General features: G+C 70.9%; 24 protein-coding genes and 1 pseudogene. 12 read left to right on the forward strand and 13 right to left on the reverse strand.

Annotated features, from left to right (window positions below):
* Positions 1–10 precede the first annotated feature (10 nt).
* On the forward strand, positions 11–2,068 hold the full coding sequence (locus ACH4YL_RS31555; RefSeq protein ID WP_398510894.1) for a HelD family protein: 2,058 nt from the start codon (positions 11–13) through the stop codon (positions 2,066–2,068).
* A gap of 73 nt (positions 2,069–2,141) precedes the next feature.
* Here ACH4YL_RS31555 and ACH4YL_RS31560 read toward each other — a convergent pair whose 3' ends face one another.
* The 4 genes from ACH4YL_RS31560 to ACH4YL_RS31575 form a co-directional block, all read right to left on the reverse strand.
* Entirely contained in the window at positions 2,142–2,840 is a 699-nt protein-coding gene (locus tag ACH4YL_RS31560) for a copper homeostasis protein CutC (RefSeq protein WP_398510895.1), read from the reverse strand.
* Positions 2,841–3,008: 168 nt separating this feature from the next.
* The gene (locus ACH4YL_RS31565) at positions 3,009–3,326 is read right to left on the reverse strand and encodes a DUF6479 family protein (protein WP_398510896.1); all 318 of its coding nucleotides are present in this window, start codon (positions 3,324–3,326) and stop codon (positions 3,009–3,011) included.
* Positions 3,327–3,405: 79 nt separating this feature from the next.
* The gene (locus tag ACH4YL_RS31570; RefSeq protein WP_398510897.1) at positions 3,406–4,059 is read right to left on the reverse strand and encodes a maleylpyruvate isomerase family mycothiol-dependent enzyme; all 654 of its coding nucleotides are present in this window, start codon (positions 4,057–4,059) and stop codon (positions 3,406–3,408) included.
* A gap of 77 nt (positions 4,060–4,136) precedes the next feature.
* Positions 4,137–5,423 carry a hypothetical protein gene (locus tag ACH4YL_RS31575; RefSeq protein ID WP_398510898.1) on the reverse strand — a complete coding sequence of 429 codons (1,287 nt, stop codon included), beginning with the start codon at positions 5,421–5,423 and terminating at the stop codon, positions 4,137–4,139.
* Between the two features lie 128 nt (positions 5,424–5,551).
* On the opposite strand from ACH4YL_RS31575, the gene ACH4YL_RS31580 reads away from it, so the two are divergent.
* Complete coding sequence (locus ACH4YL_RS31580) at positions 5,552–6,205, forward strand: hypothetical protein (RefSeq protein WP_398510899.1); 654 nt, start codon at positions 5,552–5,554, stop codon at positions 6,203–6,205.
* A gap of 83 nt (positions 6,206–6,288) precedes the next feature.
* Entirely contained in the window at positions 6,289–7,482 is a 1,194-nt protein-coding gene (locus ACH4YL_RS31585; RefSeq protein WP_398510900.1) for a Cmx/CmrA family chloramphenicol efflux MFS transporter, read from the forward strand.
* A gap of 1 nt (position 7,483) precedes the next feature.
* Here ACH4YL_RS31585 and ACH4YL_RS31590 read toward each other — a convergent pair whose 3' ends face one another.
* Both ACH4YL_RS31590 and ACH4YL_RS31595 read right to left on the reverse strand, forming a co-directional pair.
* Positions 7,484–7,750: a DUF4031 domain-containing protein gene (locus tag ACH4YL_RS31590; protein ID WP_398510901.1), complete on the reverse strand. Its 267-nt coding sequence runs from the start codon at positions 7,748–7,750 to the stop codon at positions 7,484–7,486.
* Complete coding sequence (locus tag ACH4YL_RS31595; protein ID WP_398510902.1) at positions 7,747–8,103, reverse strand: hypothetical protein; 357 nt, start codon at positions 8,101–8,103, stop codon at positions 7,747–7,749. The genes ACH4YL_RS31590 and ACH4YL_RS31595 overlap by 4 nt, the downstream gene beginning before the upstream one ends.
* Before the next feature lie 83 nt (positions 8,104–8,186).
* Between ACH4YL_RS31595 and ACH4YL_RS31600 the strand changes: the two genes are divergently transcribed.
* Positions 8,187–9,104 carry a MurR/RpiR family transcriptional regulator gene (locus tag ACH4YL_RS31600; protein ID WP_398510903.1) on the forward strand — a complete coding sequence of 306 codons (918 nt, stop codon included), beginning with the start codon at positions 8,187–8,189 and terminating at the stop codon, positions 9,102–9,104.
* A gap of 46 nt (positions 9,105–9,150) precedes the next feature.
* On the forward strand, positions 9,151–10,134 hold the full coding sequence (gene murQ / locus ACH4YL_RS31605; RefSeq protein WP_398510904.1) for an N-acetylmuramic acid 6-phosphate etherase: 984 nt from the start codon (positions 9,151–9,153) through the stop codon (positions 10,132–10,134).
* Positions 10,135–10,226: 92 nt separating this feature from the next.
* Here the strand turns inward: murQ and ACH4YL_RS31610 are convergent, their stop codons facing one another.
* The 3 genes from ACH4YL_RS31610 to ACH4YL_RS31620 all read right to left on the reverse strand — a co-directional run bounded on the left by ACH4YL_RS31610 (position 10,227) and on the right by ACH4YL_RS31620 (position 13,159).
* Complete coding sequence (locus ACH4YL_RS31610) at positions 10,227–10,916, reverse strand: ABC transporter ATP-binding protein (protein ID WP_398510905.1); 690 nt, start codon at positions 10,914–10,916, stop codon at positions 10,227–10,229.
* Between the two features lie 34 nt (positions 10,917–10,950).
* Complete coding sequence (locus ACH4YL_RS31615; protein ID WP_398510906.1) at positions 10,951–12,420, reverse strand: ABC transporter permease; 1,470 nt, start codon at positions 12,418–12,420, stop codon at positions 10,951–10,953.
* A 178-nt stretch (positions 12,421–12,598) separates the two neighbouring features.
* Positions 12,599–13,159 (reverse strand): TetR/AcrR family transcriptional regulator, encoded by a 561-nt coding sequence (locus ACH4YL_RS31620; protein WP_398510907.1) that lies wholly within the window; start codon positions 13,157–13,159, stop codon positions 12,599–12,601.
* A gap of 95 nt (positions 13,160–13,254) precedes the next feature.
* On the opposite strand from ACH4YL_RS31620, the gene ACH4YL_RS31625 reads away from it, so the two are divergent.
* Positions 13,255–13,857, forward strand: coding sequence for a DUF2867 domain-containing protein (locus ACH4YL_RS31625; RefSeq protein WP_398510908.1), 603 nt, complete (start codon positions 13,255–13,257; stop codon positions 13,855–13,857).
* A 208-nt stretch (positions 13,858–14,065) separates the two neighbouring features.
* Here the strand turns inward: ACH4YL_RS31625 and ACH4YL_RS31630 are convergent, their stop codons facing one another.
* Positions 14,066–14,473 (reverse strand): RidA family protein, encoded by a 408-nt coding sequence (locus tag ACH4YL_RS31630; RefSeq protein WP_398510909.1) that lies wholly within the window; start codon positions 14,471–14,473, stop codon positions 14,066–14,068.
* 143 nt (positions 14,474–14,616) lie between these two features.
* Between ACH4YL_RS31630 and ACH4YL_RS31635 the strand changes: the two genes are divergently transcribed.
* Both ACH4YL_RS31635 and ACH4YL_RS31640 read left to right on the forward strand, forming a co-directional pair.
* Complete coding sequence (locus ACH4YL_RS31635) at positions 14,617–15,000, forward strand: winged helix-turn-helix transcriptional regulator (RefSeq protein ID WP_398510910.1); 384 nt, start codon at positions 14,617–14,619, stop codon at positions 14,998–15,000.
* A gap of 235 nt (positions 15,001–15,235) precedes the next feature.
* On the forward strand, positions 15,236–15,733 hold the full coding sequence (locus ACH4YL_RS31640; protein ID WP_398510911.1) for a peptidylprolyl isomerase: 498 nt from the start codon (positions 15,236–15,238) through the stop codon (positions 15,731–15,733).
* 79 nt (positions 15,734–15,812) lie between these two features.
* On the opposite strand, the gene ACH4YL_RS31645 is transcribed toward ACH4YL_RS31640, so the two are convergent.
* Together ACH4YL_RS31645 and ACH4YL_RS31650 are read right to left on the reverse strand one after the other, a co-directional pair.
* Positions 15,813–16,019, reverse strand: coding sequence for a hypothetical protein (locus ACH4YL_RS31645; RefSeq protein WP_398510949.1), 207 nt, complete (start codon positions 16,017–16,019; stop codon positions 15,813–15,815).
* Positions 16,016–16,234 (reverse strand): hypothetical protein, encoded by a 219-nt coding sequence (locus tag ACH4YL_RS31650; protein WP_398510912.1) that lies wholly within the window; start codon positions 16,232–16,234, stop codon positions 16,016–16,018. Before ACH4YL_RS31650 ends, ACH4YL_RS31645 begins: the two co-directional genes overlap by 4 nt.
* A gap of 113 nt (positions 16,235–16,347) precedes the next feature.
* On the opposite strand from ACH4YL_RS31650, the pseudogene ACH4YL_RS31655 reads away from it, so the two are divergent.
* The 4 genes and pseudogenes from ACH4YL_RS31655 to ACH4YL_RS31670 all read left to right on the forward strand — a co-directional run bounded on the left by ACH4YL_RS31655 (position 16,348) and on the right by ACH4YL_RS31670 (position 19,853).
* A pseudogene (locus ACH4YL_RS31655) lies at positions 16,348–17,180 on the forward strand (Scr1 family TA system antitoxin-like transcriptional regulator).
* Positions 17,161–17,427, forward strand: a complete 267-nt coding sequence (locus tag ACH4YL_RS31660; protein ID WP_398510913.1) for a DUF397 domain-containing protein — start codon at positions 17,161–17,163, stop codon at positions 17,425–17,427. Before ACH4YL_RS31655 ends, ACH4YL_RS31660 begins: the two are co-directional and overlap by 20 nt.
* Before the next feature lie 220 nt (positions 17,428–17,647).
* A complete protein-coding gene (locus ACH4YL_RS31665; protein ID WP_398510914.1) occupies positions 17,648–18,484 on the forward strand; it encodes a hypothetical protein in 837 nt (278 codons plus the stop codon).
* Positions 18,485–18,647: 163 nt separating this feature from the next.
* Positions 18,648–19,853 carry an MFS transporter gene (locus ACH4YL_RS31670; RefSeq protein WP_398510915.1) on the forward strand — a complete coding sequence of 402 codons (1,206 nt, stop codon included), beginning with the start codon at positions 18,648–18,650 and terminating at the stop codon, positions 19,851–19,853.
* Positions 19,854–19,929: 76 nt separating this feature from the next.
* Here the strand turns inward: ACH4YL_RS31670 and groL are convergent, their stop codons facing one another.
* Positions 19,930–21,552, reverse strand: coding sequence for a chaperonin GroEL (gene groL / locus ACH4YL_RS31675; protein ID WP_398510916.1), 1,623 nt, complete (start codon positions 21,550–21,552; stop codon positions 19,930–19,932).
* Positions 21,553–21,793: the final 241 nt, after the last annotated feature.

The raw sequence follows: 21,793 nt of genomic DNA on the forward strand, positions 1-21,793 counted from the left end.
GAGGCAACCCGTGTCCGCGCATGCCCCTGTGACCGACCCCGAACGCCAGGACTCCGATCCACTCGCGCGAGAACGCGCGCATCTGTCCGACTCGCGTGCCGCGCTGCGCGCGATGCGCGAGGACGTCGAGGCCCTCGACATCAGCGATGTCACCGCGAACTGGGTCAACGCCGCGGTGCTCGAGGCGCAGATCGACGACCGCATCAAGGCGCTCGCCGATCTGACCCACACCCCGCTCTTCTTCGGCCGCCTCGACTATCTGCACACGATGCACGACGGCGTGCAGGAGGGTCACCGCTTCTACATCGGCCGCCGCCATGTCCACGACTCCGACGGCGACCCGATGGTCATCGACTGGCGTGCGCCGGTCTCTCAGCCGTTCTACCGGGCGTCGCGGAAGGACCCGCAGGACGTCGGCCTGCGGCGGCGCTTCGGCTACACCGGCGGCGACCTCACGGCGTACGAGGACGAGCATCTGACCGACCCGTCGGAGACGGAGCGCACCAGCAGACTCCTCCAGGCCGAGATCGAACGGCCGCGTGTGGGCCCGATGCGGGACATCGTCGCGACGATCCAGCCGGAGCAGGACGAGATCGTACGGTCCGGGCTCGGCGGCACGGTCTGCGTGCAGGGCGGTCCGGGCACCGGCAAGACGGCGGTCGGCCTGCACCGGGTGGCGTATCTGCTGTACGCGCACCGTGACCGGCTGGCGCGTACCGGCACGCTGGTCATCGGGCCGAACCGGTCCTTCCTCCACTACATCGAGCAAGTGCTGCCCGCGCTCGGCGAGTTGGAGGTCAGGCAGTCGACGGTCGACGAGCTGGTCTCCCATGTCGAGGTGCGCGCCACCGACGAGGCGGCGGCCGCGGTCGTCAAGGGCGACGCGAGGATGGCGGAGGTGCTGCGGCGGGCCGTCCGCTCGCATGTCACGATCCCGGCCGAGCCGGTGATGGTCGTGCGCGGCTCGCGGCGGTGGCGGATCCCGGCGTACGAACTCGAGGAGATCGTGCGGGAGTTGCTCGGCCGGGACATCCGGTACGGGGCCGCCCGTGAGGCGCTTCCGCAGCGCATCGCGCACGCGGTGCTCGTCCGCATGGAGCAGGCGGGCGAGGCGCCGGACGACCGGGTGCAGGACGCGGTGGCGCGCAATCCCGCGGTGAAGGCGGCGGTGAAGTCGGCATGGCCGCCGGTGGATCCGGCGAAGCTGGTGCACCGGCTGCTGTCCGACGCGGACTTCCTCGCGGAGCACGCGGAGGGGCTGCTGCCGCCCGACGACCAGAAGAAGATCCTGTGGCAGAAGCCGCCGCGCGGCGTCCGGGCGGCTAAGTGGTCGCCGGCGGACGCGGTGTTGATCGACGAGGCGACGGACCTGGTGGCGCGGACGCCGTCGCTGGGCCATGTGGTGCTGGACGAGGCGCAGGACCTGTCGCCGATGCAGTACCGCGCGGTGGGCCGGCGCTGTACGACGGGTTCGGCGACGGTCCTCGGCGACCTGGCGCAGGGCACCACGCCGTGGGCCACGGCCAGTTGGGCCGAGGCCCTGGCGCATCTCGGCAAGCCGGACGCGGCGGTCGAGGAACTGACGGCGGGCTTCCGCGTCCCGCGCGAGGTGATCGCGTACGCGTCCCGGCTGCTTCCGCACATGTCACCGGGCCTGACGGAGGTCCGCTCGGTCCGGGAGTCCGCGGGCTCGCTGGAAATCCACCGGTCGGAGGGCGACGCCTCGGTGGTGGCGGCGTGTGTGGAGTCCCTGCGCCACGAGGGCTCGATCGGCCTGATCGCGGCGGATGCCCGTGTCCCCGTGCTGTCCGCGGCGCTCGCGTCGGCGGGCCTGCCGCATCTCTCCCCGGGCGAGGAGACGACGCAGGACTCCCGCCTGACACTGGTCCCGGCGTCCTTGGCGAAGGGCCTTGAGTACGACTACGTGGTCCTCGACGACCCGTCGTCCATCATGTCCGCCGAACCCGACGAACGCACGGGCCTGCGCCGCCTGTACGTCTGCCTGACGCGAGCCGTCTCGGGCCTGAAGGTGCTGTGGGTGAACCCGCTGCCGGAGCAACTGGGCTGAGCACGGGTGCGGTGCGAGCGCCCGCGGGCGCCGGGTGCCTGCGCGGGCCGCCCGGTGCCCGCGCGGGCGCGGCCTACCCGTCCAGCGCGGCCCGCCACTCCCGTACCGCCTCCGGCGACACAGCCGCTCCCCAGCCTTCCGGCCTCGCCGCGCCCCCGATGTGGAACGCGTTCACGCCTCCCGCGCGCAGCACGGGCACATGCTCCAGGCGCAGGCCTCCGCCCACCAGGATCTGCGGCTCGTAGCCCGGCTCACCCCGTCGGGCCGCCTCCGCGAGCAGCGTCGGAAGGCCGTCGTCGACGCCGTCGGCCGAGCCCGCGGTCAGGTAGGTGTCCAGGCCCGGCAGGTCCGCGAGCTGCTTGCGCAACGCGTCGCGGTCCGCGGCGCGGTCGATCGCGCGGTGGAAGGTCCAGCGGCAGTCGTCGAGCTCCGCCACCAGCCGTTCGACCGTGACCAGGTCCGGATTGCCCGCCTCGTCGAGGAAACCGAGGACGAATTCCGAGGCTCCCTCGGCCCGCAGGTCCACCGCCGCCCGCACCAGCGCGTCCACATCCGCAGGCGACCCGGCCTCGAATCCGTCGGCCAGCCGCAGCATCACGCGCAGCGGGATGTCCACGGCCGCGCGGATCCGGCCGAAGGTCTTCCGGGACGGAGTCAGCCCGTCCGCCGCCATGTCGGTGACCAGTTCCAGCCGGTCCGCCCCTCCGGACTGCGCCGCGACCGCGTCCTCCGCGTCCAGAGCGATCACCTCCAGGACTGCACGGTTGCTCATGTGACCCCATTCCTCCGGTACAGGTCCAGTACAGGTCTAGTCCAATGCCAGGGTAATGCGGATGTACCACGAAAGCAGCCGGATACCCGGGGGATACGCGGGCATGACCGTGACCGGCCGGAGCCGTAACGCCACCTAGCCGTACAGAAGGGACCTCAGCCGGGGACCTCAGCCGCCGAGCCGGCCGCTCCCGAACCCGCCGCCGCTGTTCTCACCGTGCTGCGCCCGGGCCTCGCGGCCCTTGCCGGTGCTGTGCGTGGAGTGGGTCTTGAGGTTGTAGGGAAGAAGCCGCTCACCGTCGTGCGGGAAGTCGTCGTCGTCCGACGCCCGGACCTCCTCGATGTGCTCGTGAGGGTGGTCGGGCGGGGTCGGCTGCTCCTCGGGCTTCGGCGGGATCTCCTGCTCGCGTCGCTGGTTGTCCCACCACATGGCCCCGGCCAGCAGGACTATGAGGATGAATCCCAGGCCGATCATGAATCCGATCATGGTGTCTGCCTCCGCACGCCGGGATGGCACGCATGCTCTTGACGCCATTATCGCCCGGTTATCGCCCGGTATCGCCACTTCAGTCGAAGAACGTGAGCTCGTTCTCCCACGCCCCGGTGAGCTCGTACCGCGTCCCGGTCAGCGGCCGGGCCGCGATCAGCCTGATCAGCGTGGCGGCGGGCCCCGCGTAGACAGCGTGGTCGGGGCTGTCCGCGCCGAGCACGAGGGGTTCGTCCCGGTCGTCGAGCAGGGCCCGCAGCGGCACGGTCCTACGGGCCCGGGTGAGGTGAGCCAGCAGTTCGAGCGCGAGCGGCAGCCCCTCGCCCGCATACGCCCCCGGCTCCCCGAAGGCGTCCAGTACGTCGCCGCCATGCACCCACTCCCCGAGCGCGATGCCGTCGAGCATCCCGTGCTCGGCGGCCGCGATGACCGGGCCGGCCTCGGTCATCCCGCGCTCCAGCTCGTCGACGACGCGCGCGTTGGACCAGCCGGTGCGCTCGGCGATGTCCCGGTCGTTCGACTCGGGGCTGAACACTCCGACCTCGAACCGCGACTCCACCACCCGCATCAGCGCCGAGCCGCAGTGCGCGAGCACATGGCGCACGGTCCAGCCGGGGCAGCACGTGCGGATGGCGAAGTCCGCTTCGGGACGAGCACGCAGCAGCGGGATCAGCGCATCCCGCTCGACGCGCAGCAGACGGCCGGGGAGCTCCGGATCGCGTTCGATGTCCATGCCGGACAGCCAACCGCACCGTGCGGCAACGCGACACCCGCACGGCCGGCCAGCCGCGATGCCGCACGGCAGGCGGACTACATCCAGGCCGTGTACGGGTACGTGTCCGCGGCGAACGAACGCGGTGCCAGCGGGCTCGACGCGACGCCGGTGCCCCGGAACCACCACAGCGCGCCGGCCTTGTCGCGCACCAGCAGCGCGCCCTTGCCGATGTCCGAGCCGTCGCCCGGCGCGATGATCGCGGTGTACGCGTTCCAGCCGGTGGCCACCTTGATGCGGGCGGCGTACGGCGCGGCCGCGTTGCCGGTGCCCTTGTAGAGCCAGAGCACGCCGGACGTGTCACGGGCGTACAGGTCCGCGATGCCGTCCCTGGTGACGTCGACGCCGCCGGTCATCGCGTTGTAGACGTTCCAGCCCGAGCCGACCTTGGTGCGCGCCGCGAACGGCCTCGACTCGACGCCCGTGCCCTTGTAGAGCCACAGCACGCCGGCCTTGTCACGGGCGATGAGGTCCGCGTGAGTGTCGCGGGTGACGTCGCCGGTGCCGCGCACCGAGTTGTAGATGCTCCAGCCGGTGCCCACCCGCACGCGCGGCTTCAACGTGGGTGAGTACTTCAGGCCGGAGACCGGGTAGTACCACAGGAGGCCCGAAGGCTCCCGGGCGACGATGCCACCGCCCCGGTTGACGATGCTGATCGGGGACAGCTTGGTCAGCGCGTCAAAGGCGTTCCAGCCCGAGCCGTGGTCCCGGCGCCAGCCTTTCTGCAGCCCCGGAACCTCCACCGGGTAGGTCTCGTGCGACCAGAGCCGGGCGGCCGTGTCCCGGCCGAAGACGCGGTACGACATCTCCACCGGGTCGTCGCTGAGCACCGAGAACTCGCTCAGCTCCTTGTACTTCACAGGGTCGCCCGGTGCCTGGAACGAGGCGCGCGCCGCGATCGTCCACGCCTCCATGTCCGCGGTGGCGGCCACGGTGTACGTGAGGGTGGTCTCGCCCGGGACGACGTCGCAGACCGCCAGGAGTTCCCCGTTCGGCCACGGTTCCTCGCGGCATGTGGCGTTCGGGCCGGTGACCGGGCCTCTGTGCAGGTCGACGGCCTCCGACTGGAGGTGCCACCAGCGGAAGCCCTCGGCCGGCTCCATGTGCAGCTCGACCCGGCCCTTCTCGGACACGCTCACCTTGATGGTGTGGGTGACCGAGCCTCCGGCGGCGACGTCCGGCGTCTCGAGCGTGATCTCGGGCAGGTGCGGTTCCGCCGTCGGCGCGCCGTGCGCGAGTCCGCCGCTCGCTGCAAGCGCCGTCGCCACGGCCGCCACGACGGCGAACCGCCGCCGGAAGCGCCCGGAGTGTCGCTGCGTTCGCATGGGTCTCCTCTGCTCAACCCCCCGGCCCGGCGGCGGACCGCCCGGCCCTGACACAGAGAAGACCCACCGGTTGATCACATGGTTGTACGGCCCAAGGGCACGCCGGCCGCGAGCACTAAGGTCGCACCATGACCGCCGAATCCGCGGATCTCCGCACCCGCTGGACGCACACCCTGCTCGCCGCCCGTGCGGGCGCACCGGACCCGGACCCGCTGCCGTACGCCGAGAACCTCCTCGCCCGCTGGGCCGAACCGCAGCGCCGGTACCACACCACCGCCCACCTGACCGCGGTCCTCGACCACATCGATACCCTCGCCGCCCACGCCGCCGACCCGGACCTCGTCCGCCTCGCGGCCTGGTTCCACGACGCGGTCTACCACCCGGACCGCTCGGAGAACGAGGACCGCTCGGCCCGCCTCGCCGAACGGGCACTGCCCGAAGCGGGCCTCACCACCGCGTCCACGGCCGAGGTCGCCCGCCTGGTCCGCCTGACGACCACCCACGATCCGGCGGCCTCCGACACGAACGGCGCGGTCCTGTGCGACGCGGACCTGGCCATCCTGGCCTCGTCCCCGGGTCGGTACGCGGCCTACACGGCGGCGGTCCGCGAGGAGTACGCCTTCGTCCCGGACGCCGCGTTCCGCGAGGGCCGCGCGGCGATCCTGCGCCAACTGCTCGACCTGCCACGGCTGTTCCACACGCCGCACGGAGAGCGGGAATGGGAGCCGGCGGCCCGGCACAACCTCACCGGGGAACTGCGGCGGCTGACGTCCTCGGACTGAACGGCCGGCCGGGTCCGGGAATGTAACCAGCAAACCGGATCGTTACGCATGTCATGCCTGAATCCGCCGAGCGACGTTCCCGCATGCCACTCGCCGTGTACATTCTCGGTCTCTCGGTCTTCGCGCTCGGCACCAGCGAATTCATGCTCTCCGGCCTCCTGCCGCCCATCGCCGACGACATGGGCGTGTCCATCCCCCGCGCCGGGCTGCTCATCTCCGCCTTCGCCATCGGCATGGTCGTCGGCGCCCCGCTCCTCGCCGTCGCCACGCTCCGGCTGCCCCGCAAGACCACCCTCGTCGCGCTGATCTCGCTCTTCGGGCTCGGACAGGTCGCGGGCGCGCTGGCGCCCACGTACGAGATTCTCTTCGCCTCCCGTGTTGTCAGTGCTCTCGCCTGCGCCGGGTTCTGGGCCGTGGGGGCCGCCGTCGCCATCGCCATGGTGCCGTTCGGTGCGCGGGCCCGGGCCATGGCCGTGATGATCGGCGGGCTGTCGATCGCCAATGTCCTCGGCGTGCCCGCGGGCGCGTTCCTGGGAGAGCACCTCGGGTGGCGGTCAGCGTTCTGGGCCGTCGGGATCGCGTCGGCGATCGCGCTGGTCGGCGTGGTGACCAGAATTCCGCACATCCCGGTGCCCACCGAGAAACCGCAGCTCAGGCGCGAGCTGGCGATCTACCGCGACCGGCAGGTCTGGCTCTCCGTCGCCGTCACCGCGCTCGCGGCCGGCGGGATCTTCTGTGCGTTCTCGTATCTGGCGCCGCTGCTCACCGATGTGGCCGGGCTCGACGACGGCTGGGTGCCGAGTGTGCTCGGGCTCTTCGGGCTCGGGGCGCTGGCCGGTACGGCGGTGGGCGGACGGGTCGCCGACGCGCATCTCTTCGGAGTGCTGCTCAGCGGCATCAGCGCCTCCACCGTCCTGCTGGCCGCGCTCGCGATATTCGCCGACGGGGCCGCCGTCACCATCGCGCTGACCTTCCTGCTCGGCTTCTCGGCGTTCTACACCGCGCCGGCCCTCAACGCCCGGATGTTCAATGTCGCCGGCGTCGCGCCGACCCTGGCCGGCGCGACCACGACCGCCGCGTTCAACATCGGCAACACCGGCGGGCCCTGGCTCGGCGGCACGGTCATCGACGCGGACTTCGGTTTCGCGTCGACGGCCTGGGCCGGTGCGGCGATGTCGGTTCTCGCGCTGGGGCTGGTCGCGGTCTCCCTGCGGCTGCACGGGAGGTCGCGGGTGGTGACCGGATCGGAATCCGCCGCGCTGGAGGCCAGGGTCTGAACTACAGCGCGCGACCCTTCGGCCTCCGGAGCCCCGCCCCGGTCAGCAGCCTGACCACCTCCCGGCTCGACACCTCCACCGCCCCCGCCGCCACCGCGTCCCGGTAGCGCGCCGCGGGGACGTCGTAGTGGTCCCGTTCGAAGGCCCGCGCCGGGCAGCCGATCGACGCCGCGAACGCGTGGAGTTCCTCGTACGACACATCGCTGATCAGGTGCGACCACATCCGGCCGTGGCCCGGCCACGTCGGCGGGTCGATGTACACCGTCATGCGAGGCCGCCGACCCTCGCCACCACCACGCCGGCCTTGCCGCAGACCCAGTGCGGGTCCGGGCCGAGCTCCGGTTCGACGTCCAGGGCGTGCGGGTCTCCCGCGTCGCAGACCGGGCAGAGCGGCCAGCGGCCGTAGCGCTCCAGCAGGGCGTCCTGTACGTCCTGGGCGACCAGGCCGGCGACGTACTCGGTGCCCTCCGGCCACTGCTCCACCCACCAGCGGCGGTGCGTCACGGCCGCCTCGACCAGCGACACCACGTCGGCGTCGGCCACATCGCGGGCGGCGAGGTCGGCGATGACCAGGGCGCGCGCCGTGTGCAGTGCCTGCTCGATGGGGTTGGCGTGGTCCATGAAGCCATTGTCCCCTCCGGGGAACGGACGGAAGGGGCCGGAGGGGGGTTGACGGTCCCAATTGTCGAAAATATCTTTCAGGAGTGACCAATCCAGTGAAGGAAATTTTCAGCGGCGCCGCTCCGCCCGCCCCGGCCGCCCTCGCGGCCAAGGTGCGCACGCTCACGCCGTCCATGACCCGCTCCATGCAGCGAGTCGCCGAAGCCGTCGCCGAGGACCCGGCCGGCTGTGCGGCCCTCACGGTCACCGGCCTCGCCGAGCTCACCGGCACCAGCGAGGCCACCGTGGTCCGTACCGCCCGGCTGCTCGGCTATCCCGGCTACCGCGACCTGCGTCTCGCGCTCGCGGGCCTCGCCGCCCATCAGCAGTCCGGCCGCGCGCCCAGCGTCACCGCGGACATCGCCGTCGACGACCCGATCGCCGATGTCGTCACCAAGCTCGCGTACGACGAGCAGCAGACGCTCGCCGACACGGCCGCGGGACTCGACACCGTGCAGCTGGGCGCGGCCGTGGCCGCCGCCGCGACCGCCCGCCGTATCGACATCTACGGCGTCGGCGCGTCCTCGCTCGTCGGCATGGACCTCGCGCAGAAGCTGCTGCGCATCGGCCTGATCGCGCATGCGCACAGCGACCCGCATCTCGCCGTCACCAACGCCGTGCAGCTGCGATCCGGCGACGTCGCCATCGCGATCACGCACTCCGGATCCACGGGCGACGTGATCGAGCCGCTGCGGGTCGCGTTCGACCGCGGTGCGACGACGGTGGCGATCACGGGCCGGCCGGACGGGCCGGTGTCGCAGTACGCGGACCATGTGCTGACCACATCGACGGCGCGGGAGAGCGAGCTGCGCCCGGCCGCGATGTCCTCCCGCACGAGCCAGCTCCTCGTCGTCGACTGCCTGTTCATAGGAGTCGCGCAGCGTACGTACGAGACGGCCGCCCCTGCCCTGGCCGCTTCGTACGAGGCATTGGCGCACCGGCACAGCCCGCGCAGCCGATAACCGCCCCAACAACCCCCCACGGACCGAGAAAGCAGAGCCGCTCTCCATGACCTCCACGTCGTCCGCGTCGTCCGCGTCCGCGTCGTCCGCGTCCTCGCCTTCCGCCACATACGGTGAGCTCCGCGCTCAGCTTGACGTCCTCACCACCGAGGCCTTCCGGCCGGAACTCGCCGACATCGACCAGCAGTCCACCCTCGAGATCGCCCGCATCATGAACGCCGAGGACCAGAGCGTCCCCGGCGCCGTCGCCGCGCAACTGCCCGCCATCGCCGCCGCCATCGACGCCGCCGCCGAGCGGATGTCCCGCGGCGGCCGGCTGATCTACGCGGGTGCGGGCACGGCCGGCCGGCTCGGCGTGCTGGACGCCAGCGAGTGCCCGCCGACCTTCAACACCGACCCGTCCGAGGTCGTGGGCCTGATCGCGGGCGGCCCGACCGCCATGGTCAAGGCGGTCGAAGGCGCGGAGGACAGCAAGGAACTGGCCGCCGCCGACCTCGACGCGCTGAAGCTGACCGAGGACGACACGGTGGTGGGCATCTCGGCGTCGGGCCGTACGCCGTACGCCATCGGCGCGGTGGAGCACGCCCGCTCGTTCGGCGCGCTCACCGTCGGGCTGTCGAACAACGCGGACAGTGCGCTCGCCGCGGCGGCGGACCACGGCATCGAGGTCGTCGTCGGGCCCGAACTGCTCACCGGGTCAACGCGGTTGAAGGCCGGTACGGCACAGAAGCTCGTCCTCAACATGATCTCGACGATCACGATGATCCGGCTCGGCAAGACGTACGGGAATCTGATGGTGGACGTGCGCGCGTCCAACGAGAAGCTGCGGGCGCGCTCGCGGAGGATCGTCGCGCTGGCGACGGGCGCGACGGACGGCGAGATCGAGGCGGCGCTCGCGGCCACCGACGGCGAGGTGAAGAACGCGATCCTGACGATCCTCGGCGGGGTGGACGGCCCGACAGCGGCGCGGCTGCTGCAGGAGAGCGGGGGCCATCTGCGCGCGGCGCTCCAGTCAGCTCCCGCGAACTGAGCCGGCCACCGAGCCAAGCCCCCCACGCCCGGGGCGCAGGGGGCCCGTCCGGCACCCGAGGCGCGGGGTCCGGGGCGAAGCCCCGGCAACGGCTAAGCCGCTCCCGCCGTCTGTTCCTTCACCGTCACCCGGCCCTTCTTGATGACCGCCAGCCTCGGCGCCCGCCGCGCGATCGCCGAGTCGTGCGTGACCATCACAAACGTCAGCGAGTGCTCCTCCCACAGCCCCTCCAGCAGCTCCATGATCTCGTCGCGCATCGACTCGTCGAGATTGCCGGTGGGTTCGTCGGCCAGCAGCACCGCCGGGCGCTTGACCAGCGCCCGCGCGATGGCCACCCGCTGCTGCTGACCGCCCGACAGCTCCCCGGGCACATGTCCGCGCCGCTCCCAGAGATCCACCGACGCCAGCGCCTCCCCGGCCCGCTCGCGCCGTTCGGCCGCCCTCAGGCCGAGCGGTACGAGCGCGGTCTCGACGTTCTCCTGCGCCGTGAGCGTCGGGATGAGGTTGAAGCTCTGGAACACGAAGCCGATCTTCTCCGCGCGTACCCGCGTGAGCCGCGCCTCCGGCAGCGTCGCGAGATCGACACCGTCCAGTACGACGCTGCCTTCCGTGGGCCGGTCCAGGCCGCCGAGCATCTGCAGCAGGGTGGACTTGCCGCCGCCCGTCGGCCCCTGGATGACCAGCCGCCCGCCGTCCTCGATGGTCAGATCCACGCCGTCCAGGGCCTGGACGGTGTCCTTGCCGCGCCGATAGCGCTTGGTGACGCCGCTGAGTTCGTACATCGCTCAACTCCTTTTCTGTGTAAGAGGGTTCGGGCTACTCGACACGGCGCAGCGCATCGGCCGGCCGCAGCCGCGAGGCGCGCCAGCCGCCGAAACCGCCCGCGACGAGCCCGCCCGCCACCGCGAGCGCCACGGCCAGGCCGATGGTCGCGAGCGAGACCGGTGCGGTGAGCGCGATGTCCAGGGCCTTGGACGCGCTCTGCCGTACGGGCCCGCCCTGGCCGCCGGCGATCATCCGCGGACCGCCGCCGCCTCCCGTTCCGCCGCCCAGCTGAGCGGTGAGCGTCGGGCTGAACGCGGTGATGATCCACGCGCCTGCCAGCCCGATCCCGATCCCGAGCGCCCCGCCGACAAGCCCGTTGACCAGCGCCTCACCGGCGACCTGCCGGGTGACCCGGCCACTGCGCCACCCGAGCGCCTTGAGCGTGCCGAACTCCCGCACGCGCCGGCTGACCGCGGCCGACGTGAGCAGCCCGGCGACCAGGAAGGCCGCCGCGAGCACGACGTACGAGAGCCACTTGCCGACGCCCTTGGCGAGGTCGGACGCGGTGGACAGCGACCCGGAGACCGTGTCCGCGAGATCGGCCGAAGTGGTCACCGTCGTACCGGAGATGTTCTTCTGGATCGCCGCCTTCACCGCGTCGATCCGCTGCGAGTCGGCCGCCTGGACATAGACCGTCGTCACCTTGTCCTTCGCGTCGGCGAGGGTCTGCGCCTGGCCGAGCGGCAGATAGACATTGGCGGCGGCGTCCCCGCTGTCGGCCGTCGCGATGCCGACGATCTCGAAGGCGGTCCCGGAGACGGTGAGCTTCTTGCCGACGGCAAGGCTCTGCTCCTTGGCGTACGCGCTGTCGACGACGGCGACCTTGGCGGCGGTCTCGGTCGCCTTGAAGGTCCGACCGGAGGTGATCTTCGAGGAGGTCAGCGGGCCAAGTCCCTGATGGGCGACGTCCGTTCCGTACACGGTGTAGGAGTCGACGTCGAAGGCGGCCCCGCCACCGCGGACCGTATCGCCACCGCCGCTGCCTCCGCCGTTCCCGGAACCGGGTCCGCTCTGCTCGGGCTGCTGCCCGGGCTCGATCTCGCCGCGCTTGAACTCCCCGTTGACCTTCATCACGCGCACACTCAGCCCGCCGACCGCGTCCGCGACGCCGTCCTGCTTGCCGACCTGCGCGACGGTCGTCGAGGCCAGCGTCTCGAACCCCTCGACCATGACGATGTCCTGGCTCTGCTCGGAGTCGTCGTCGCTGTCCTGGGCGTCGAACTCGAAGCGGGGCCGCCGCGTGGTGTCGCCCTCGCCGGGCGGCGCGGCGGCCTTGGTGACGGTCATGTCGGTGCCGAGGCCGTAGAGCGACTCAAGGACCTTGTCCTGAGCGCGGTTCATCCCGGAGGACACCGAACTGACCACGATGACCAGCGCAATCCCGAGGGCGAGCCCCGAGGCGACGACGAGCGCCGCTTTTCTGCGGCGGCGCAGCTCGCGCCGGAGGTAGGTGAAGAACATGGCGCGAAAGCTAGGTACGTGGCGTGAAGGCGGGTTAAGCCCGGGATGAGAGCCGCATGAGTGTTGCCGTGGCGGGCGCCCGCTCCGCCCACCGCACCGCCGGACCCATCGCGCACGAAGCGAGGACGAACAGCCCGCCGAGGACCAACCACCCCGGCACGCCCCAGGTCACGGGCGGCTACTCCAGCAGCCGCTGCCTGATCAGGTCCATCACTTCCGCGCGGCTGCGCTTGCCGTTGTCGGCGGCGTTGAAGTGGTTGCCGATGCGCACCGAGACGGTGAGCAGGCAGCGGACCTCGACCTCGTCCTCGTCGGGGCAGAAGGAGGAGAACAGGGAACGCAGGTAGTCCATACGGCGGTTGTCGACGCGGCGCAGGCGCTCGGCGACGGCCGCGTCGCGGCGGGCCCAGTCGCGGATCGCTATATCCGCGGTGGTGCCCCGCACCGGCCCGTCGGTGGCGGCGGCGACGACGGCGAACAGCCGCTCCAGTCTGGCCCTGGCGTCTCCCCCGCCGCTCTCAACCTGCTCGATCACGCTCTCGGCAACCTCGTACTCCCAGGTGTCGAGCATTTCGGTGAGCAGCGCGCCCCGGTTGCGGAAGTACCCGTAGAAGCCACCCTTGCTGACGCCGAGTGCCTGCGCCAGTGCCTCGATCCGGACGGCTTCGGGACCGCCTGCGACCAGTGCCCGCAAGCCTTCCTCGATCCACTTGCCGCGTGGCGTGCGGGTCGCGCCCATGCTGTGTGCCTCCTCACCTGCCTGCCGAGTATACGGGGGCGTATAGATGAGTCTACGCTCGACGTATACGCCACCGTATAGATAGGGGCCTGCTCATGCGACTTCCCCGAACCGCCCACACCGACCGCCCCTGGCGGATCCACGAGATCGCCGACGACTTCACGGTCGAGGACGTGTGGGCACTGCCCACCCCCGGCGGACCCGACGACCTTGTGTGGCTGGTGCGCCAGTTCGCCGACGGTCTCAGGAGCGGGGTGAACGGAGAAGGTCCCGTCTCCCGCGTGCTCTTCGCCGTCCGCTGGAAGCTCGGAGCACTGCTCGGCTGGGACAAGTCCGATACCGGCATCAGTACCCGGCTGCCTTCCCTGCGCGACCGGTTGCCGACGGACCTTCGCGAGGGCCCCCAGGGTCCCGACCTCGGCTCGTCCCCGTTCACCTCCGTCTATCAGAGGGACGACGAGTGGGCCGCCGAGATGGGCAACAAGACTGTGCACGCGGTGATGCACATCGGCTGGGTCCCGGACGGGTCCGGCGGCTACCGCGGCCAGATGGCCGTCCTGGTGAAGCCGAACGGGCTGTTCGGCACCCTCTACATGGCCGCCATCAAGCCCTTCCGGTACACCGGGGTGTACCCGGCGCTGATACGCTCCATCGGCCGCGAATGGCAGGCGAACGCCGCCGGGCGGAGCGTGCGCTGACCGGCTCCGTCCTCAGCCAACGCGCCGCGCATCTCCGGCAGGTGGTTCACGAACGCAGCCGGAGCCGCATTGCTGCGGTGCTGCCGGCGCACCTTTTCCCGGCACTCGCGGTGGCTTCTTGCGTGACGGCGGAATTCGTCAGATCTCCCGCCCCACGGCGAACCCAACGCCCGGACCCGGGACTGTCACATGATCCACCGGACAGACCCTAGTCGAGGACGGCGGTGGCTTCGATCTCGACCAGGTGCTCGGGTACGTCCAGTGCCGCAACGCCGAGCAGCGAGGCGGGGGGCGTGGTGGTGACCCCCAGCTTCGCGGCCGCCCGGCCGAGCCCCTCCATGAGTTGGGGCATCTTGTCGGGGGTCCAGTCGACGACGTAGAGGGTCATCTTCGCCACGTCGTCGAAGGAGGCACCGGCCCCGGCCAGGGCGAGGCCGATGTTCTCGTAGCACCGTTCGACCTGAGCGGCGAGGTCGCCTTCACCGATCGTGACACCGTCGGCGCCCCAGGAGACCTGCCCGGCGATGAAGACCAGCTTCGACCCGGTCGCGATCGACACCTGCCGGTAGGCGTCGATTTCCGGCAGTCCGGCGGGGTTTACCAGGGTGATGGCCATGATGTTTGCCTCCACTACTCAAGAGCCCGTGGGCTCGCTTCCACCAGTCCAAGAACGCGTGCGCTCTCTTGCGGTTACTTGGGAACCGTAGGAGAGTGAACGCTGACATGGAAGAACGCACTTTTCGGTGACTGGGGAACCTGATGGTGACCAAGCAGCTCAAGGGCTCACTCAAGGACGAAGCAGACGTGACGCGCGCGGACTCCCTGGCGCGGGAGATCTTCTCGGAGGTCGCCAACAAGTGGGCGCTTCTGATCATCGAGTCTCTGGGTGAACGCACGCTGCGCTTCGGCGAGCTGCGGAATGCGATCGAGGGCATCAGCCACAAGATGCTCACCCAGAACCTGCGCATGCTGGAGCGCAACGGCCTGGTCGAGCGGACGGTGCACCCCGTCGTGCCGCCGCGGGTCGAGTACACGCTCACGGAGCCGGGCCAGGCCCTGAGGGTGACGATCGACGGACTGTGCGACTGGACCCACCTGTACCTCGGCCACATCGAGGCCTCCCGCGACCGCTTCGACGGCTGACGGGCCGGAGCGGGCCCACCGCCCGCGGGTCCACGACTCCACGGCGCCAGGCCGTACGGGACACCAACCCGACCCGGTAGGCGAGAACGACCGCCTGGATCCCGTCCTACCGCGCGGCCCGCGCCGAGCCGGACGGGCCCCCGACCCCGACCCGGGCCCCCGGTCCGGACGTTCAGGCCGATGTCCGCCGTGCCCCGCCGTGCCTCCCGCTGCCGGGGATGCCACGATGGTCCTTATGACGACCAAGATCTACTTCGACATCACCATCGACGACGCCCCCGCCGGGCGGATCAACTTCAACCTGTACGACGACGTCGTGCCCAAGACCACGGAGAACTTCCGCGCCCTCGCCACCGGCGAGAAGGGCTTCGGCTACGAGGGTTCCTCCTTCCACCGGGTCATCCCCGACTTCATGCTGCAGGGCGGCGACTTCACCCGCGGTGACGGCACGGGCGGCAAGAGCATCTACGGCGAGAAGTTCGCCGACGAGAACTTCAAGCTCAAGCACAGCAAGCCGGGCCTGCTCTCGATGGCCAACGCCGGCCCGAACAGCAACGGCTCCCAGTTCTTCATCACCACCGTGCTGACGCCGTGGCTGGACGGCAAGCACGTCGTGTTCGGCGAGGTCGCCGACGAGGACAGCATGGCGCTGGTCAAGAAGATCGAGAGCCTCGGCTCGCAGAGCGGCCGGACCAAGGCCAAGATCACCATCTCCGGCTCCGGAGTCGTCTGAGCCCTGGGCCGCACGGCCTGACCGACGAACGCCCGAGGGCGGCACCACCCTGCGAGCGGGGGTGCCGCCCTCAGTCGCCTCACGGCAGCCGGCCCTCGCGATTGCGCTCGCGTACTCGTGCCCGCAGCACGTCCCCCGGCGGGGCAGGACGCAGGGCCTCCGGCGGGCAGTCCCATTCCCGGCCACCGCCCGGCGGCCGTAGCTGTACGTAGCCGCCGACGCGCCCCATGATCTGTCCGACCCGCCCGTCCCGGACATCGACGGCGTACGTCCCGGGGCGGCTCACTCGGTGTCCAGCCCATGGAGTACGGCGGCAAGCCGCAGCGCCGTGTCCAGGTTGCAGCGGCCCAGGTCCACCAGCGGATACGGCGCATCACTCGCCAGCGACACCACGTCGACCCGCAACGACGGCAACGTCACGGCCACCACGCCGAGCCCGTCCCGCAGTTGGGCCACCACCTCTTCGGCCGCCCGCAGACGCTCCGCCGATCGCACCGCCATGACCTGGCACCTCCACACTGAGTGTTCGCTTTCCTCACCCAGCGTGTCCGGCGCGGGCTAGCCTGAACAGTCACGGCGGCCCAACAACCCCACCTGTACGACAGGGAGTTGCCATGCCAGGACCGAAGGACCTCGACCCGTCCTCCTCACCACGGGCGCTGCTGGGCGCGGAGCTGCGCCACGCGCGGGAGAAGGCGGGGCTCACCCAGGAGGAGCTGGGAGCGCCGCTGTTCGTGAGCGGTTCGTTCATCGGCCAGCTGGAGGCGGGTACGCGTCGGATGCAGCCGGAGTACGCGCGCCAGATAGACGACATCCTCGGCACGAACGGCTTCTTCGCACGTAATTGCAGGGCGTCGACGAAGTCGAAGTACCCGGATCACTTCGCCGAGGCGGCGGAGGCAGAAGCAATCGCGACGACGATCAAGGAGTACGCACCGCTGCTGATTCCGGGCCTGTTGCAGACGGAGGCGTACGCGAGGGCCGTCTTCCGCGCGTATCAGCCGACGGCGACGGAGGCGGTGATCGACGGACTTGTGGAGGCGCGGCTCGACCGAGCGCGCCTGCTGGACGACCCAACACTGCCGTTGTTGTGGACGAGGCGGTGTTACGCCGGAGGGTCGGTGGGCCGGGAGTGATGGCGGAGGCGCTCGGGCATGTGGCGGCGCTGGCGCGGCGGCACCGGATCATCGCGCAGGTGCTGCCGTTCGAAGCGGGCGGCCACGCGGCCCTGAACGGCTCCCTCAAGCTGATGGCCTTCGAGGACGCGCCCCCGCTCGCCTACCTGCAGGGCTTGGGAACAGGACAGTTGCTTGACGATGCCGCCACGGTCGCCCGCCACGAACTGACCTACGATTTGGTCGGGGCCAGCGCACTGTCACCACAAGAATCCCTGGCCCTGATCGAATCAGTGGCGGAGGATTACGCGCATGAAGATCAGCGGCCCTGAGTACGACCTGAGCGCGGCCACCTGGCGCAAGTCCAGCTACAGCGGCGGCAGCGGCGGCGACTGCCTCGAAGTCGCTACGTGGCGCAAGTCCAGCTACAGCGGCGGCGACGGCGGCGACTGCCTCGAAGTCGCCGACCACCACCCCGACATCGTCCCCGTCCGCGACTCCAAGAACCCCGACGGCCCGGCGCTCGTGTTCCGGAGCGCCGCATGGTCCGCCTTCGTCGCGGACCTCAAGCGCGGCTAGCCACCGGGCGGCCCGGGGCTCAAGCCTCGGGCCCCGAGCGCTCTTTTCAAGGAATGGGCGGTGGGTCTCAACCCGCCCACCCTCCCCGGCAGTTGACGCCACGCGTTCGACTTGCCACGCACAGTCATCACGCTCTAGCGTGTCCGGAAAACGAACAGCCCCCGCCAGGTGCGCCAAACACCTGCGGGGGCTTGACCAACGAGATCGAACGGACCGATCCATGGCTGAGAGCCAGCTTAGTGCTGTCCCGCACCCCCTCGCCAACCCCGGTTACGGCAAACGGTCGGCCCCCGGCCAACGCCCCCGCACCGCCGACGACTTCGCGCACCTCCCGGCCCGCGAGGCCGCCATCGCCGCCTACATCGACCGGCTCCCGGACGGCTCGGACATCTCCGTCAAGATGCTGGCCAAGACGCTCCCGTACGGCCAGTGCGCCCTCCGTACCGCCCTCAACAACCTCAAGAACGCAGGCCACTTGCGGCGCGGCAGCGAACACCTCGTCGGCTCGGGCAGCGCCCGCTGGGTAACCCGTACGTGGTTCTCCCGTACGGCACGTGACGACAAGTGGTGGGCGGCCTTCCAGCGGGGCGACGTACCGGAGGACAGCCCGCGCCCGACTCGCTCCCGCGCCTTCATCCTGCTGGCGGCGCTCGGCCGCACCGCCCCGGTCATGTCGCTGTCCGCCGCGGACTGCGACGCGCTCGCGCCGCTGGCTGCCGAGTGGTTCGCACGCGGTGCCACCGAGCAGGACTTACGCCACGCCCTCACCGCGGGCCTCCCGGCCACGGTCCACCACCCGGCTGCCCTCGCCCGTACCCGCATGACCGCCAAGCTCCCGCCTCAGAGGCCGCCGCGTCCGCCTCTGAGGGTGCTGGAGTGCGCCAAGTGCGGTGCGCCGGGCCGCCCGGAGGCGCTGTCCGGCGGTGAGTGCGGCCCCTGCCGCGGCGAGCCGGGCCCGGCACGGCGTACGAACCTCGCCCCCGCCCAGGTCCGCGCGCACGCGGCAGAGGCCCGCGCGGCAGCGACAACCCGCCCGCGCGAGAGGAATCACGCATGACCGTTCAGCTCATCCGCAAAGGACTACGCCCAGGCGTAAACTCGGCCGCATGAGCCGACGACGACATTGATCCACCGCAGCAGGTCCAGGAACGGGCTGTCGCGGGCCGCCGCGCGGGTGAGCACCCGGCGTCCCCCGTCCGTTCCAGCCGAGGACCACACGCATGCTCACGTCTTCGTCGTGCCCGCCCGCCCCGATCGACTCCCGTGTCCGCAGCCTTGAGCGAAGGCTCTGTGCCTACGCGGGACTTGAGGACTTCGTCCTCCTCTACCCCCTCTACGCCCTGCTCTTCGCCGAGAACGGGCTGACCACCGCCGAGATCTCCTCCCTCTTCGCCATCTGGTGCATCGTCGGCCTGCTGGTCGAAGTACCGTCCGGCGTCTGGGCCGACGCGGTGTCCCGCCGGGCGATGATGGTCGTCGGCCCGGTGCTGTCCGCCGCCGGATTCGCCCTGTGGGCCGTGACCCCGTCGTACGCCGCCTACGCCGCGGGCTTCACGCTCTGGGCCGTCGGCGGGTCCGTGCGCTCGGGCTCCATGGAAGCCCTCGTCCACGACGAACTCGAACGGCTCGGCGCGGCCGACCGTTACGGGCGGGTCATGGGGCGGGCCGCCGCCGTCAGCATGGCCGCGACCGCCGCGGCCACGGCGGCCGCCGCACCCGCCCTCGCCTTCGGTGGCGACACCCTGGTGTGGGCCGGAAGCATCGGCGCCTGCCTGCTGTGCGCCGCGGCCGGCGCGACGCTCCCCGAACACCGCACCGCCGCCCACCGGGAGAAGGCCGAACGGCCCGGCTACCTCGCGACGTTGCACTCCGGACTGACCGAGGTGCGCGGCAGTCGGCCCGTCCGGCGGGCGATGGTCCTCGCCGTCGTGATCACCTCGGTGTGGGGTGTGCTGGACGAGTACGTGCCACTGCTGGCGGCGGACACCGGAGTGGCGACCCAGACCGTTCCGCTGCTGGTGCTGGTGGTGTGGGTCGGCGTGACGCTCGGCTCGCTGCTGGTATCGGCGGGCGAACGGCTCTCGGGACGCGCGACCGGCGCCCTGCTGGCCCTGGCGGCGGTGGCGCTCGCGGCGGGTGCGCTGTCGGGCGTGCCCGCCGGTTTCGCACTGCTCGGCGCGGCGTTCCTGGTCTTCCAGCTCGCGGACGTGCTGGCGGACGTACGCCTCCAGGCGGCGATCACCGGCCAGAGCCGTGCGACGATCACGTCGCTGGCCGGCCTCGGCACGAACGTCACGTCCCTGCTGGCGTACGGCACATACGCGGCGCTGTCCCCGCACCTTTCGCACGGCGCGGTCTTCGCACTGCTGGCGCTGGCCTACCTGCCGGTGGCCGTCGCACTGGGCGGCCTGCGCCGGGCCGGGTAACGCCCGAGGGCGGCACCCCCTGGGAGTGGGGTGCCGCCCTCGGTTCCGTAACCGGGCTTACTGATCCGCAGGCGGATCAGAAGTCCATGTCACCGCCCGGCATGCCGCCGCCGGCCGGCGCGGACGCCTTCTCCGGCTTGTCGGCGATGACGGCCTCGGTGGTGAGGAACAGCGCCGCGATGGAGGCCGCGTTCTGCAGGGCAGAGCGGGTCACCTTCGCGGGGTCGATGATGCCTTCGGCGATCATGTCGACGTACTCACCGGTCGCGGCGTTCAGGCCGTGGCCGAGGGGCAGGTTGCGCACCTTCTCGACGATGACGCCACCCTCGAGACCGCCGTTGACGGCGATCTGCTTGAGCGGGGCCTCCAGCGCGAGCTTCACGGCGTTGGCGCCGGTCGCCTCGTCGCCCTCGAGGTCCAGCTTCTCGAAGACCGAAGCAGCCTGGAGCAGAGCCACGCCACCACCGGCGACGATGCCCTCCTCGACGGCCGCCTTCGCGTTGCGAACGGCGTCCTCGATGCGGTGCTTGCGCTCCTTGAGCTCGACCTCGGTCGCGGCGCCGGCCTTGATGACGGCCACGCCGCCGGCCAGCTTCGCGAGGCGCTCCTGGAGCTTCTCGCGGTCGTAGTCCGAGTCGCTGTTCTCGATCTCGGCACGGATCTGGTTGACGCGACCGGCAACCTGGTCGCTCTCGCCGGAGCCGTCGACGATCGTGGTCTCGTCCTTGGTGATGACGACCTTGCGGGCGCGGCCCAGCAGGTCCAGGCCGGCGTTCTCGAGCTTGAGGCCGACCTCCTCGGAGATGACCGTGCCGCCGGTGAGGATGGCGATGTCGTTCAGCATCGCCTTGCGGCGGTCGCCGAAGCCCGGGGCCTTGACGGCAACGGACTTGAAGGTGCCGCGGATCTTGTTGACGACCAGGGTCGACAGGGCCTCGCCCTCGACGTCCTCGGCGATGATCAGCAGCGGCTTGCCGGACTGCATGACCTTCTCCAGCAGCGGAAGGAGGTCCTTCACGTTGCTGACCTTGGAGTTGACGATCAGGATGTACGGGTCGTCGAGCGACGCCTCCATACGCTCCATGTCGGTGGCGAAGTACGCCGAGATGTAGCCCTTGTCGAAGCGCATACCCTCGGTGAGCTCCAGCTCCAGACCGAAGGTCTGGGACTCCTCGACGGTGATGACGCCTTCCTTGCCGACCTTGTCCATCGCCTCGGCGATGAGCTCGCCGATCTGGGTGTCGGCGGCGGAGATGGAGGCCGTCGAAGCGATCTGCTCCTTGGTCTCCACGTCCTTGGCCTGCTCGAGCAGGGCGCCGGAGACGGCCTCGACGGCCTTCTCGATGCCGCGCTTGAGGGCCATCGGGTTGGCGCCGGCCGCCACGTTGCGCAGGCCCTCGCGGACCAGCGCCTGGGCGAGAACGGTCGCGGTGGTCGTACCGTCGCCGGCGACGTCGTCCGTCTTCTTGGCGACTTCCTTGACCAGCTCGGCGCCGATCTTCTCGTACGGGTCCTCGAGCTCGATCTCCTTGGCGATGGAAACACCATCGTTGGTGATCGTGGGGGCGCCCCACTTCTTCTCGAGGACGACGTTACGGCCCTTGGGGCCAAGGGTGACCTTGACGGCGTCGGCGAGCTGGTTCATCCCGCGCTCGAGACCGCGCCGTGCCTCCTCGTCGAACGCGATGATCTTGGCCATGTGAAGTGGTCCTCCCGGACTGGGGTGGATTCTCCGGACCGCGCTGGCGCCCGCGACGGACGGCCTGAGAGCCGTACGGTTCCTTGCCCCGCCGACTCTTCGGGCCTCACCGACCCGGTCCTAAGCTGTCACTCTCACCTGCAGAGTGCTAACGCCAATGATTAGCACTCGGCATAGGAGAGTGCAAGCGGCTCTACGGATCGCAGACGGGGCGGGCGGGGGGCACAGACGCACGAGGGGC

Source organism: Streptomyces sp. NPDC020681 (assembly GCF_044334895.1).
Lineage (GTDB): Bacteria > Actinomycetota > Actinomycetes > Streptomycetales > Streptomycetaceae > Streptomyces.